The organism is Eleftheria terrae, from assembly GCF_030419005.1.
GTDB classification, from domain to species: Bacteria; Pseudomonadota; Gammaproteobacteria; order Burkholderiales; family Burkholderiaceae_C; genus Caldimonas; species Caldimonas terrae.
Genome location: NZ_CP106951.1, coordinates 2,082,411 through 2,095,935 on the forward strand (window position 1 = coordinate 2,082,411; position 13,525 = coordinate 2,095,935).

Below are 13,525 nucleotides of genomic sequence, written 5' to 3' on the forward strand. Positions count from 1 at the left end.
GCAACGACATGGGCAACATCGAACGCATCGACAGCCGGCAGGTGCCGGCAGCACGCGAGTACCTGACCTTCCGCCTCGGCAACGAGGAATACGGCATCGACATCCTGCGGGTGCAGGAGATCCGGGGCTACGAGGCGCCCACGCGCATCGCCAACGCACCGAACTTCATCAAGGGTGTCGTCAACCTGCGCGGCGTGATCGCGCCCATCGTCGACCTGCGCATGCGCTTCGGCTGCGAACGGGTGGACTACAACGGGCTCACCGTGACGGTGATCCTCAACGTGGGCAACCGCGTGATCGGCGCCGTGGTGGACTCGGTGAGCGACGTGCTGGAGATCCCGGCCCAGTCGGTGAAGCCGGCGCCCGAGATCAACTCGGCCGTCGACGCACGCTACATCGTGGGCCTTGGCCAGGTGGGCGAACGCATGCTGATCCTGCTGGACATCGCCAGCCTGATCGCCAGCCCCGAGCTGGGCCTGATCGAGACACGCGAAGCGGCCTGAGCCCCGCGGCCTCCCCGAGAAACCCGACAGAACCGCTAGCAGGAGACCCAGATGGGCCTGATGGAACCGATCCAGAACATGATGCCCGCCGCCACCGGCAGCCGCGCCGGCCAGGCGCGCGCCAGCAGCGGCATGACACGCGAGTACCTCACCTTCCGCCTCGGCAACGAGGAGTACGGCATCGACATCCTGAAGGTGCAGGAGATCCGCGGCTACGAGGAGCCGACCCATATCGCGAACTCGCCCGCCTTCATCAAGGGCGTGGTGAACCTGCGTGGCGTCATCGTGCCCATCGTCGACCTGCGCATGCGCTTCGGCTGCGAGAAGGTGGAGTACAACGGCTTCACGGTCACCATCATCCTGCACCTCAAGAACCGGGTGGTCGGCGCCGTCGTCGATGCAGTGAGCGACGTGATGGAGATGCCGACCGAGGCGATCAAGCCGGCTCCCGAAATGAGCTCGGTGGTGGATGCCCGCTTCATCACCGGCCTCGGCCAGGTGGCCGAGCGCATGCTGATCCTGCTGGACATCGAAAGCCTCATCCTGTCGCCGAGCCTCGGGCTCGCCGGCGCTGAACTCGGCCTCTGACCGGCCCACCGGCGGCCCGTTGCCGGGCCGCGCCCCTTCCTCTTGCGCGAGTCGCCCCCATGCTCCGACGCCTGTCCATCCAAACCCGGCTGACGCTGTCCTTTGCGTTGATGGCCCTGCTCGTGGTGGTGCTCGGCGCCGCCGCCTGGTACACCTCCCGCCTGCAGAACCAGTCGATCAACCGCTACAACGAGCATGTCGTGCTCGGCATGAAAGCCGCCGACATGAGCTATGTGGCCATGCTGCAGAGCCGCCGCTACGAGAAGGACCTGCTGTTGTCCATCGGCGACGCCAGCAAGGCCGCCGACTACCTGGCCAAGTGGAAGCAGGAGCAGCAGCAGCTCAAGCAATGGCTGGCCGACCTGAACGCGCGCGTCTCCGACCCGAAAACCGTCGAGGCCGGCCGGCAGATCGCCGCCGACTTCTCCGCCTACGGTGAAGCCGCGCTGCCGGTGCTGGAGAAGGTCGCCGCCGGCCAGTTCACCTCGGCCGCCGAGGCGAATGCCGCGCTGGCCACGGCCAAGGCCCGCATGTACAAGGGCGAGGTCGCCCTCGCCGAAACACTCAAGTCGGTGGACGGCTACATCACCCTGGTCACCAACAAGCTCAACGGCCTCTACGGGCTGATCACCACGGCCGTGGTGGTGCTGCTGGCCGCCTCGGTGGCGCTGGTGCTGCTGCTGGGCTGGCGTGTCAGCCGCTCCATCGTGGGGCCGATCGTCAGTGCCACCGAGTTCGCCGAGCGCGTCGGCGGTGGCGACCTGACCGTCGTCATCGACAGCCAGGGCCAGGACGAAGCCGCCCGGCTGCAGCACGGCCTGGCGCAGATGCGCGACGCGCTGCAGGCCATGGTGTCCAAGGTCCGCACTGCCGCCGATGGCATTGCCACCGCGTCCACCGAGATCGCCCACGGCAACCAGGACCTGAGCGTGCGCACCGAGCAGACCGCATCCAACCTGCAGCAGGCCGCATCCTCGATGGAGCAGCTCACCGGCACCGTCAAGCAGTCGGCCGACGCCGCCCGCCAGGCCAACCAGCTGGCCTCCTCCGCCTCCTCGGTGGCGGCCCGGGGCGGCGAGGTGGTGTCGCAGGTGGTCACCACGATGGACGAGATCAATGTCGCCTCGAAGAAGATCTCCGACATCATCGGCGTGATCGACGGCATCGCCTTCCAGACCAACATCCTGGCGCTCAACGCCGCGGTGGAAGCGGCCCGTGCGGGCGAGCAGGGCCGCGGCTTCGCGGTGGTGGCTGGCGAGGTGCGCAGCCTGGCGCAGCGCTCCGCCCAGGCCGCCAAGGAGATCAAGAGCCTGATCACCGCCAGCACCGAGAAGGTCGAGTCCGGCTCGCGGCTGGTGGAGGATGCCGGCGCCACCATGAGCGAGATCGTCGCCTCGGTGCAGCGGGTCAGCGACATCATCGGCGAGATCACCGCTGCCGCAGCGGAGCAGAGCTCCGGCATCGGCCAGGTCAATGGCTCGGTGACCCAGCTCGACCACATGACGCAGCAGAACGCCGCGCTGGTCGAGGAATCGGCCGCAGCCGCCGAATCGCTGAAGGAACAGGCCCTGCGCCTGGGTGAAGTGGTCGGCGCCTTCAAGCTGAGCGACGCGGCCCGCCCGGTGCAGGCCGCGGCCGCGCCTGTCCGTGCGACGCCCCTGCCCGCAGCGCCGGCCGCGGCACCGCAAGCCACCCTCCGCCCGGCGGCCTCCAGCCCGGCACGCGCCGCGGCACCCGCACCGGCAGCCGTCAAGACACCCGCACCGGCGCTGCCGGCGTCCCCCGCCAAGCCGGCGGCAGCCAGCAAGCCGGCCGCCACGCCGGCCAAGGCAGCTCCGGCCCAGCCCGCCCCGCCGGCGCCGGCCGCCGCGCCGGCACCGGTGGATGACGACGACTGGACCAGCTTCTGAGCTGCGACAGCGGCTCCCCACCCCACAACGCCCGCAGCCGCGGGCGTTTTTCGTTGGAAAGCTCACGCAGGCAGCGCCACATCGCGGTAAACCCGCAGCTCCGGTGCCTCAAGAAGGCCCGGAAACGCTCCGATATTCCGGGCGACGGCCCTTCGCCGGCTCCGGACAATCCTCACAGGATCCGGGCGGCTCCGTCACGGCGCAGGACGGCGGCCGACATACCAGCCGCCGACTGCCGCAGACCGCTAGCTTCACCGCGTGCCTGCGCGGCACGACGTCAAGCCAGCCAGGACAACAAGGAGATTCCATGAGCCTCATCGCCCGTTTCGACCGAACCCGCATTCCTACCCGCCTGGCAGTCGCGCTCGGGCTCCTGATGGCCCTGATGGTCATCATCAACGGCTACAGCGTGAAGAAGCTGTTCGACACCACGGCCGTGCTGGAGCGGCTGTCCAGCCGTGAATGGCGGCTGATGCAGGTTGCCAGCGAGTGGAAGGCGCTGGTGGAGCTGAATGTCTTTCGGGTTGCGACCCATTCGCGGCTCGGTACCGGCGACTATCCGGACCAGTTGATGAAGGACTATGCCACCGCCTCGGTGCAGATCGAGAAGCTGCAGAAGGTGGTCGAGTCCACCATCGACAGCGAGCCGGTGCTGCAGCAGTTCAAGCAGGTCGACGAGCTGCGCAAGACGGTGACGGCGCTGCAGCCCCGCATCAAGGACATGCGTGACCAGGGCGACTACGTGGCCCTCGAAGGCCTGCTCAACGGCGAGTTCGAGAAGGCCCGCGTCACCTACGTGCAAGGCATCGAGAAGCTGCAGGCACTGGCGCTGCAGAGCGCCAGCGCCGCCTCCGCCCAGGCGCAAGCCGATACCCGTGCGGCAGCGATCATCACCGTGGTACTCGCCGCGGCGAGCCTTGCTTTCGCGGCGGTGTTCGGCTGGTGGATGAGCCGCTCCATCTCGCGCCCCATCCGCGGCGTGGTGGAACAGGCCCGCGCCATCGCGGCCGGCGACCTCTCGCACGCGCTGGAGGTCAACACCGGCGGCGAAGCCGGCGAGCTGCAGCAGGCGCTGGTGGACATGCAGGAGTCGCTGCGCAGCATGGTCAGCCAGGTACGCACCGCGACCGACAGCATCACCACCGCCAGCACCGAGATCGCCAGCGGCAACCACGACCTGTCGGCCCGCACCGAGCAGGCCGCCAGCAACCTGCAGCAGACCGCCTCCTCGATGGAGCAGCTCACCGGCACCGTGAACCACAGTGCCGAAAGCGCGCAGCAGGCTTCGGCGCTGGCGCATTCGGCGACCTCGGCGGCGCAACACGGTGGCGAGGTGGTGTCCCGCGTGGTATCCACCATGGACGAGATCACCGCCGCCTCACGCAAGATCGCCGACATCATCGGTGTCATCGACGCGATCGCCTTCCAGACCAACATTCTGGCGCTGAACGCGGCGGTCGAATCGGCTCGCGCCGGCGAGCATGGCCGCGGCTTTGCCGTCGTGGCGGCCGAGGTGCGCACGCTGGCGCAGCGCTCGGCGCAGGCAGCCAAGGAGATCAAGACGCTGATCAACACCTCGGTCGAGAAGGTCGAGGGCGGCACCCGGCTGGTGGCCGACGCCGGCAGCTCGATGGGCGAGATCGTTTCCGCCGTGCAGCGCGTGACGGACATGATCGGCGACATCGCCTCCTCCTCGCGCGAGCAGAGCTCGGGCATCGGCCAGGTCAACACCGCCGTGACCCAGCTCGACCACATGACGCAGCAGAACGCGGCACTGGTCGAGCAGTCCGCCGCCGCGGCGGAGAGCCTGAAGGACCAGGCGCAGCGCCTCGCTTCGCTGGTCTCCCAGTTCCGCCTCGGCTCGATGGCTGGCGCGGCAGCCTGAGCCCGGACTCAAGCGCGGCGGCATCCGGCCGATAAGGAGGATGCAGCGCCGCGCCACCGTCCGGGTTCCGCGCGACGCATTCCCTCCAACGACGAACCACCTCCGTATCCACGCATCATGGGCGCTATCGAAGGCTTCACCGAAACGGCCACCCGGCCTCGCGAGTACCTCACCTTCCGGCTGGGCCAGGAAGAGTACGGCATCGACATCCTCAAGGTCCAGGAGATCCGCTCCTACGAGCCGCCGACGCGCATTGCCAATGCGCCGTCCCACGTCAAGGGCGTGGTGAACCTGCGCGGCGTCATCGTCCCCATCGTCGACCTGCGGCTGCGGCTGAACACCGCCAACTGCGAGTACAGCGCCTTCACCGTGGTGATCGTGCTGCACGTGGCCAACCGGGTGGTCGGCGCGGTGGTGGACGGCGTGAGCGACGTGCTGGAGATCGCGCCCGACAACGTGCGTGCCGCGCCGGAGATCGGATCGGCCGTGGACGCAGGCTGCATCACCGGGCTGGCCCAGGTCGGCGAGCGCATGCTGATCCTGCTGGACATCGAGCAGCTGATGACCGACCCCGCCATGGGCCTGACCGACTGAGCGAGGCACCCCATGCAACTCATGACTCTCATGCGCCTGTTCACCATCCGGACCCGGATGATCGGCGCCATCGCGGTGGTGCTGGTGCTGCTGGCCATGGTCGGCGGCGCGGGCCTGCTGGGCATGTACCGGCTGCAGGCCTTGAGCAACGAGTTCATCCAGACCGCCGTGCTCAAGGGCCAGTCCATCAGCTCGCTGCGCGAGTCGATGGGCATGGTGCGCCGGCACGAGAAGGACATGATCATCAACTATGAGAACCCGGAGGCGGTGCGCACCGCCAAGGGAGCATGGGGAAAAAGCCTGGCCGACGCGCTGTCGCAGGTGCAGAAGAAGCTGCAGTCGGCCGAAGGCGAGGAAGCCGCGGCCGCGCGCGCGCTGGAGCAGCACCTGCAGGACTACCAGCAGCGTTTCGGCAACATCGCGTCGCAGCTCGAAGCCACCGCCTATGACTCGGCCACCACGGTGAACAAGATCGCCGGCGCCGCCTATGCGGCCTACGACAACGCCGAGAAGCAGCTCGCGATGCTCGAGACCGCGGTGCACCGCCAGGGCCAGGCCGCCCAGCAAGGCAACCGCGATGCGATGCAGGGCACCATCGTGCTGTTCGGCGTCGCGGTGGCCTTCGCCACCATCGTGGTGGTGCCACTGACCCTGCTCAACATGCACAGCATCTGCAAGCCCATCGGGCAGGCCCAGGCGCTGGCGCATGCCATTGCGGGCGGCGACCTGACCCGCGCGGTGCAGCTGGAAGGCCGGGACGAAGCGTCCCACCTGCTGGAGGCGCTGGTGCAGATGCAGTCGGCCCTGAGGGCCATCGTCCAGAAAGTGCACCTGTCGAGCGAGAACATCAGCACCGCCTCCAGCGAGATCGCCAGCGGCAACCAGGACCTGAGCGCACGCACCGAGCAGACCGCGTCGAACCTGCAGCACACCGCGGCCTCGATGGTGCAGCTCACCGGCACCGTGAAGCAGTCAGCCGATGCCGCCCGCCAGGCCAACCAGATGGCCGCCTCGGCCAGTGAAGTGGCGGCCAAGGGCGGCAGCGTGGTGTCCGAGGTGGTGGCGACGATGGACGAGATCAACACCTCGTCCAAGCGGATCGCCGACATCATCGGCGTGATCGACGGCATCGCCTTCCAGACCAACATCCTCGCGCTCAACGCCGCGGTGGAAGCCGCCCGCGCCGGTGAACAAGGCCGCGGCTTCGCGGTGGTGGCCGGCGAGGTGCGCAGCCTGGCGCAGCGCTCGGCGCAAGCCGCCAAGGAGATCAAGAGCCTGATCGGCGCCAGCGTCGAGAAGGTCGAATCCGGCTCCAAGTTGGTGCAGACGGCGGGCAGCACGATGCACGAAATCGTCGGATCGGTGCAGCGCGTGACCGACATCATTGCCGAGATCACGGCCGCTGCCGGCGAACAGAACGACGGCATCGGTCAGGTGAACCAGGCGGTCTCGCACCTCGACGAGATGACACAGCAGAACGCCGCGCTGGTGGAGCAATCCGCCGCAGCCGCAGAAAGCCTCAAGGAGCAGGCCGGCCGTCTCTCCGAAGTGGTGCGGGCCTTCAAGCTGGAAGCCAGCACCGCCCGGATCTAGCTGGCGCATAGTTTGCTCATATGTGTGCCAATTTGTAAACAACTGCAGGAGCAGGGGAAATGACAATAAAAAGCTTGGCACACGCCTCGATTCGCACTCGGCTCTACTTCAGCACGATCTTCGCGCTGGTGGTGCTCACCGCCATTGGCGCCACCGGGTACCTGGCGCTGGGCAGCACCCGCTCGACGCTGGAGGCCCTGCTGGAGGGGCAGGTCCGCTCCATGGCCCAGGCCGAGGAGCTGCGGGCCACGCTGGAGCGGGCCAGGCGCATCGAGAAAGAGATGATCATCAGCTTCAACAACACGGTTGAAGTGGGCACCCTGCGCCAGACCTGGAAAGCCACCCTGGACGAAGCGCGCAAGGCGCTCGGCGTGATGGCCGAGGGCCTCAAGGGGCAGCCGGAATCGGCCCAGGCCACGCAGGCGGCCGACGCGCTGCTGAAGTACGAACAGGCCATCGCCCCCATTGCCGAGCAGCTGGAGCGGGCCCAGATCGACGGTGCGGCAGCAGGCGCCTATGCCGACCAGGCCAAGGAGCACGTGGCCGCCGCCGACGCCCAGATGACCCAGCTGGCCACCGCGCTGCGCGAGCAGATGCGGGTGGCCCGCGAGCGGCTGGACAGCCGCACCGGCCTGCTGCTGACCATCCTTGCCGGCGCCATCGCGGCGGCGCTGCTGGTGCTCATTCCGCTCACCTTCTTCACCGTGCGCGGCATCACGCGCTCACTGGTGCAGGCCGGCGAGCTTGCCGCGCGCATCGCCCGCGGCGACCTGTCGCAGGAAGTGCACACCGAACAGCGCGACGAGATCGGCGAGCTGGTGCGCTCGATGGGCCGCATGCAGGAATCGTTGCGGGCCCTGGTGGGGGAGGTGCGCAGCGCCAGCGACCACATCACCACCGCCTCCACCGAGATCGCCACTGGCAACCAGGACCTGAGCGCCCGCACCGAAGCGGCCGCCTCCAACCTGCAGCAGACCGCCTCTTCGATGGAGCAGCTCACCGCCACCGTCCGGCAATCGGCCGAGTCGGCCCGCCAGGCGAACCAGCTGGCCGCTTCGGCCTCGGGCGTCGCCTCGCGCGGCGGGCAGGTGGTGAGCGAGGTGGTGGTGACGATGGACGACATCAGCGCGGCGTCGAGGAAGATCGCCGACATCACCGGTGTCATCGATGCCATTGCGTTCCAGACCAACATCCTGGCGCTGAACGCGGCCGTCGAGGCTGCCCGCGCTGGCGAGCAGGGCCGCGGCTTTGCGGTGGTGGCGGGCGAGGTGCGCACCCTGGCCCAACGCTCGGCACAGGCGGCCAAGGAAATCAAGGGGCTCATCACGGCCAGCACCGAGAAGGTCGACAGCGGCGCCCGCCTGGTGCAGACCGCCGGCACGACGATGAGCGAGATCGTCGCCTCGGTACAGCGCGTCAGCGACATCATCGGCGAGGTGACGGCCGCGGCGGCCGAGCAGAGCCTGGGCATCGGGCAGGTCAACACCGCCGTCAACCAGCTCGACCAGATGACACAGCAGAACGCGGCCCTGGTGGAAGAATCTGCAGCCGCCGCCGAATCGCTGAAGGACCAGGCCCACAAGCTCTCCGGCGTGGTGAGCGCCTTCCGCCTGGCGGCGCAAGAAGAAGCGGCCTCGGCGGCGGTCGCCGCACCGGTGGCCGCGCCCCAGGCGGCCGCACACCGGCCGCTGGCGCCAGCAGCGAAGGCACCGAAGGTGGCGAAGGCAGGCTTCGAGCCGCGCACCACGCCGCCCATGCCGACCCACACCGCCGCGACGGCGTCCGTGGCGACTCCCGCAGCGGTGGCTGTCGCCTCGGCCAGCGATGCCGAGGCCGATTGGGAAACCTTCTGAACCGGCCGGCCGCGCCGGGCGCGGCACCGTGGCAACAAGCGCATGCGCCTGGCCCAGCCAGGCGCTTTGCCATGGGCCCGGCCTGCCGCGCCGTCGCTTCTTCCGCGGTCCCGCCGCCGCCCGGCGGCGTTCGGCCGGGAGCGCCCGGCCCCGAACTGGCCCCGGGAAGCGGTGCTGATCGCGGCTTGGCGACCGCACCACCGGCAGCACAATCCATCGTGCCGACGCTGCCTGCCGGGCTGCCGCACAGGCCCCGGGTGTGAGGTATGCCCGGTCCCCTTCGCATTGGGGATTGCAGGGTCTTGGATGCTGCCCATAATTCCCGCCAGCAGCGTCGCCTGCCCGTGTCACGAGGTGGCGGGCCCCGGCCGCAACAGGCCGGGCCGCACCGGCGGCACATCGCCCACAGGAGCGTTTCAGATGGACAGGGAGTCCCCCCACCGCTTGCCCGGCGGCCAACGGGCGATCTTTGCCATGCTGGCCGTGGCCGCCTGCCTGGCCCCTGCCACGACCCTGGCGGCCAGCTCTCCTGCACTGGTCACCGACGATCCGGGCCGCGTCGCCACCGGCGGCTGCCAGGTCGACGGCTGGTACCAGCATGCCAGCGGCGCCAATGCACTGCTGTCGGCCCCGGCCTGCAGCCTGGTGGAGCCGGTCAAGCTGGGCGGCAACCTCGCCGCCTTGCAGCGCGCCAAGGACGGTGCCTGGGGCCTGGGCGCGGCCGCCAAGTTCTCCGACCGCGCCTGGCGCTATGGCGCGGCGCGCTGGGGCCTGAAGGTCTCGGCCTATTCCCAGCAGCCGATGGGCATGAGCCGGTTCCAGCTCGACAACACCACCCTGCTGGGCCTCGCCACGCTGGCCCTGCCGGCCGACCTGAGCCTGCGCTTCAACCTCGGCCCGCGCTACCAGGGCGCCAGCGGCAAGACCACCACGCTGCTGAATGCAGCGGTGCTGTGGGCCCTGGACGAGCAGTTGTCACTGTCCGGCGAAATGCAGACCAGCGACCGCGCTCGCACGGTGCAGTCCCTCGGCACCAACTGGTGGCTGGTGCCCGGCCGGCTGGGCATGAAGCTGAGCGCCGGCCGCACCATCGGCGCGCCGAACTCCGAGACCTATTCCTTTCAGCTGAACTGGCACCTGCTCGACCGCAGCCCGCGGCCGCGCTGAAGGCCACCCAGGCCTGGCCAGCGGCCTGCCCTCCGGTACCGGCGCCCGCCCGTGGGCAACTTGTGGTCATGCAGGGCCCGCGGCAGTGACGGATCGGGCGACTTCCCGCTCAAGCCGCGGTCAAGGATGCCGATAAGCCAGAAGCAGCATGAGCCGCATGCTGCGACTGTCCGGTTTGTCGGCATCCTTCACCGCGAGCGATCCATGAGCGCCGTTCTGCTTTCTCCCCTTGCATCGCAGATGCCCGCCCCGCCCGTGGTGGGCGACCGCAACGCCGAGTTCAGCTTCGACAAGGCCGACTTCGAGCGAGTGCGCCAGCTGATCTACCAGCGTGCCGGCATCAGCCTGCATGCCGGCAAGCAGGCCATGGTCTACAGCCGCCTGTCCAGGCGGCTGCGCGACACCGGCCACCGCTCCTTCGCCGACTACCTGCAGTGGCTGGAGCGTGCCAACGGTGCACAGGGCGAGGCTGAATGGCAGGAGTTCGTCAACTGCCTGACCACCAACCTGACGGCCTTCTTCCGGGAAGACCACCACTTCCACCTGCTGGCCGAGGAGCTGCGCAAGCACGGCAGCAGCAAGCCCCTGCGCATCTGGTGCAACGCCGCCTCCACCGGCGAAGAACCCTATTCGCTCGCGATGACGGTGGCCGACACGCTGGGGCCGCGCGCGCCGGTGCGCATCCTGGCCAGCGACATCGACACCAAGGTGCTCGCCACTGCCAGCCGCGGCGTGTATGCCGACGACTCGCGGGGCCTGTCACCGGAGCTGCTCAAGCGCCACTTCCTGCGTGGCACCGGACGCAATGCCGGCTCCATCCGCATCAAGCCGGAGCTGGCCGCGATGATCGACTTCCGCAGCTTCAACCTGATGAACAGCAGCTGGTCGCTGGGCGACGCCTTCGACATCGTCTTCTGCCGCAACGTGATGATCTATTTCGATGCCGAGACCCAGCGTCGTGTGCTCGAACGCATCCACGGCGTGATGAAACCCCAAGGGCTGTTGTTCGTCGGCCACTCCGAGAACTTCACCGATTCCCGAGACCTGTTCCAGCTGCGCGGCAAGACGGTCTACCAGCGAGTGTGAGAGATGGCACGTTCCCTCCCTCACCACGCCTGCCCCACCTTCAAGTGATGCCGCGCACCTGACGAAAAGACATCATGGCCGACAGCTCACCCACGAGATCCCCCGCCTTCAGCGGCAACGCCGGCGCCCCGTCCACCACCCGCCTGGAGAAGCTCAAGGCCCAGTCCCGCAAGCCCGGCGAGGCCTCGTTCTTCTTCTACGACGCGCACTTCAAGACCGACGCGGTCAAGGTGCTGCCGGGCGAGTACTTTGTGCATGACCAGGACCTGGTCATCCTGACGACGCTGGGCTCCTGCATCGCCGCCTGCCTGTGGGACCGCAACGCCCGCATCGGCGGCATGAACCACTTCATGCTGCCCGACGGCGGTGGCGCCCAGGACTGCGGCCGCTACGGCTCGTATGCGATGGAGCTCTTGATCAACGAACTGATGAAGCGCGGCGCCATGCGCACCAGCCTCGAAGCGAAGGTCTTCGGCGGCGGCCAGGTGATCAGCGGCATGAACACGCTCAACGTCGGCCAGCGCAACACCGAGTTCGTGATGAACTACCTGAAGACCGAGCACATCCCGGTAATCTCCAAGGACGTGCTGGAGATCTACCCGCGCAAGGTCTGCTTCTTCCCCCATAGCGGCAAGGCGATGGTCAAGCGCCTGGCGCCGACCAACCCGGACGCACTGGTGGCCCAGGACCGCGTGGCCAGCCAGCGCATCGTGCCGCCGTCCAGCGGCGCCGGCTCGATCGACCTGTTCTGAAAGGATCGCCCTCATGCCCAAGATCCGTGCCCTGGTGGTCGATGATTCGGCCCTGGTCCGCAGCCTGCTTACCGAGATCATCAACCGCCAGCCCGACATGGAGTGCATCGGCGCGGCCAGCGACCCCTACGTCGCCCGCGAGATGATTCGCAACCTCAATCCGGACGTCATCACGCTGGATGTGGAGATGCCGCGCATGGACGGCATCGACTTCCTCTCCAAGCTGATGCGCCTGCGCCCGATGCCGGTGGTGATGGTCTCGACGCTGACCGAGCGCGGCGCCGACGTGACATTGCGCGCGCTGGAGCTGGGCGCGGTGGACTTCGTCGCCAAGCCCAAGATCGGCATCTCCAACGGCCTGCAGCAGCTGGCGCAGGAGATCACCGACAAGATCCGCATCGCCACCAAGGCGCAGGTGCGCAAGCTGCAGGCCGCCCCGGCCGGTGGCGCCGGCGAGGCGCGTGCGGCGCCCGCGGTGCACAACCTGGGCCGCCTGTCGACCGAGAAGATCATCTTCATCGGCGCCTCCACCGGCGGCACCGAAGCGACCCGCGAAGTGCTGATGAACCTGCCAGCCGACGCGCCTGCGGTGGTGATCACCCAGCACATGCCGCCCGGCTTCACCCGCAGCTATGCCACCCGCCTGGACGGCCTGTGCAAGATCGCGGTGAAGGAAGCGCAGGACGCCGAGCGCGTGCTGCCCGGTCACGCCTACATCGCCCCCGGCGGCCACCACCTCAGCGTGGAGCGCAGCGGCGCCAACTACATCGCCCGCGTGCTGGACGGCGAGCCGGTGAACCGGCACAAGCCTTCGGTGGAAGTCCTGTTCAAGTCTGCCGCCCGGGTGGTGGGCCCGAACGCCATCGGCATCATGCTGACCGGCATGGGCGCCGACGGTGCCAAGGCGATGAAGGAAATGCGTGACGCCGGCGCCTACAACTACGCCCAGGACGAAGCCAGCTGCGTCGTCTTCGGCATGCCGCGCGAGGCGATCCTGGCCGGTGCGGTGCAGGAAGTGCTGCCGCTCACGCAAATTGCGCCGCAACTGATCGAGCGGCTGCGCAGCACGCTGGGCCTCAGCCTCAACCGCGTCTGAAACGGCGGGGCCGCCGCCCGGCGGGCCGGACCGTGGCGCTCACGGCTCCCGCATCGCGGCGCACAGGGCAGCCACCTGCGCCGCGGAAACCGGCTTTTGCAGCAGCTTTTCCATGCCGGCGGCCAGCGCCAGCGGCGCGTCCTCGGTGTCGGCGCTGGTGCCGATCAGGCGCACATGGGCGCCGTGGGGATCGGCCCTCAGGGCCTTGGCGAACTGGTAGCCGTCCATGCGAGGCATGCGGCAATCGGTGATGACGAGCCGGTGGCGGTGGATCTGCCAGATTTCCAGCGCGTCGTGGCCGTCTTCGGCCACGTCGACCTGGCAACCGCAGGCCTCCAGATGTGTGCACAGCAGGATCTGCTGCACCCGATCGTCCTCCGCAACCAGCACTCGTAAAGGCTCGCGACCGGCTTGCGGCTCTTGCAAACCGGGTGGCGACACAGAGGCGGCAGACACGATCAGACTCCTGAAATACGGCGAGTACAGCACGCCGCCGGG

General features: G+C 68.6%; 12 protein-coding genes. 11 read left to right on the forward strand and 1 reads right to left on the reverse strand.

What is annotated here, in order from left to right; all coding sequences use genetic code 11:
- The first annotated feature begins 8 nt into the window (after window positions 1-8).
- The 11 genes from N7L95_RS09060 to N7L95_RS09110 all read left to right on the forward strand — a co-directional run bounded on the left by N7L95_RS09060 (window position 9) and on the right by N7L95_RS09110 (window position 13,027).
- Complete coding sequence (locus N7L95_RS09060; protein WP_301259494.1) at window positions 9-503, forward strand: chemotaxis protein CheW; 495 nt, start codon at window positions 9-11, stop codon at window positions 501-503.
- A gap of 81 nt (window positions 504-584) precedes the next feature.
- Entirely contained in the window at window positions 585-1,091 is a 507-nt protein-coding gene (locus tag N7L95_RS09065) for a chemotaxis protein CheW (RefSeq protein ID WP_301260105.1), read from the forward strand.
- A 59-nt stretch (window positions 1,092-1,150) separates the two neighbouring features.
- Window positions 1,151-3,001, forward strand: coding sequence for a methyl-accepting chemotaxis protein (locus tag N7L95_RS09070; protein ID WP_301259495.1), 1,851 nt, complete (start codon window positions 1,151-1,153; stop codon window positions 2,999-3,001).
- A 307-nt stretch (window positions 3,002-3,308) separates the two neighbouring features.
- Window positions 3,309-4,886 carry a methyl-accepting chemotaxis protein gene (locus N7L95_RS09075; protein ID WP_301259496.1) on the forward strand — a complete coding sequence of 526 codons (1,578 nt, stop codon included), beginning with the start codon at window positions 3,309-3,311 and terminating at the stop codon, window positions 4,884-4,886.
- 117 nt (window positions 4,887-5,003) lie between these two features.
- Window positions 5,004-5,480 (forward strand): chemotaxis protein CheW, encoded by a 477-nt coding sequence (locus tag N7L95_RS09080; protein ID WP_301259497.1) that lies wholly within the window; start codon window positions 5,004-5,006, stop codon window positions 5,478-5,480.
- Between the two features lie 12 nt (window positions 5,481-5,492).
- Complete coding sequence (locus N7L95_RS09085) at window positions 5,493-7,073, forward strand: methyl-accepting chemotaxis protein (protein WP_301259498.1); 1,581 nt, start codon at window positions 5,493-5,495, stop codon at window positions 7,071-7,073.
- A gap of 65 nt (window positions 7,074-7,138) precedes the next feature.
- Window positions 7,139-8,926 (forward strand): methyl-accepting chemotaxis protein, encoded by a 1,788-nt coding sequence (locus tag N7L95_RS09090; RefSeq protein WP_435870094.1) that lies wholly within the window; start codon window positions 7,139-7,141, stop codon window positions 8,924-8,926.
- A gap of 420 nt (window positions 8,927-9,346) precedes the next feature.
- The gene (locus tag N7L95_RS09095) at window positions 9,347-10,093 is read left to right on the forward strand and encodes a hypothetical protein (protein ID WP_301259500.1); all 747 of its coding nucleotides are present in this window, start codon (window positions 9,347-9,349) and stop codon (window positions 10,091-10,093) included.
- Between the two features lie 240 nt (window positions 10,094-10,333).
- Window positions 10,334-11,179, forward strand: coding sequence for a CheR family methyltransferase (locus N7L95_RS09100; RefSeq protein WP_301259501.1), 846 nt, complete (start codon window positions 10,334-10,336; stop codon window positions 11,177-11,179).
- A 74-nt stretch (window positions 11,180-11,253) separates the two neighbouring features.
- Window positions 11,254-11,931, forward strand: coding sequence for a chemoreceptor glutamine deamidase CheD (gene cheD, locus N7L95_RS09105; protein WP_301259502.1), 678 nt, complete (start codon window positions 11,254-11,256; stop codon window positions 11,929-11,931).
- A 13-nt stretch (window positions 11,932-11,944) separates the two neighbouring features.
- On the forward strand, window positions 11,945-13,027 hold the full coding sequence (locus N7L95_RS09110) for a protein-glutamate methylesterase/protein-glutamine glutaminase (RefSeq protein ID WP_301259503.1): 1,083 nt from the start codon (window positions 11,945-11,947) through the stop codon (window positions 13,025-13,027).
- 39 nt (window positions 13,028-13,066) lie between these two features.
- Here N7L95_RS09110 and N7L95_RS09115 read toward each other — a convergent pair whose 3' ends face one another.
- Complete coding sequence (locus tag N7L95_RS09115) at window positions 13,067-13,516, reverse strand: response regulator (protein ID WP_301259504.1); 450 nt, start codon at window positions 13,514-13,516, stop codon at window positions 13,067-13,069.
- Window positions 13,517-13,525: the final 9 nt, after the last annotated feature.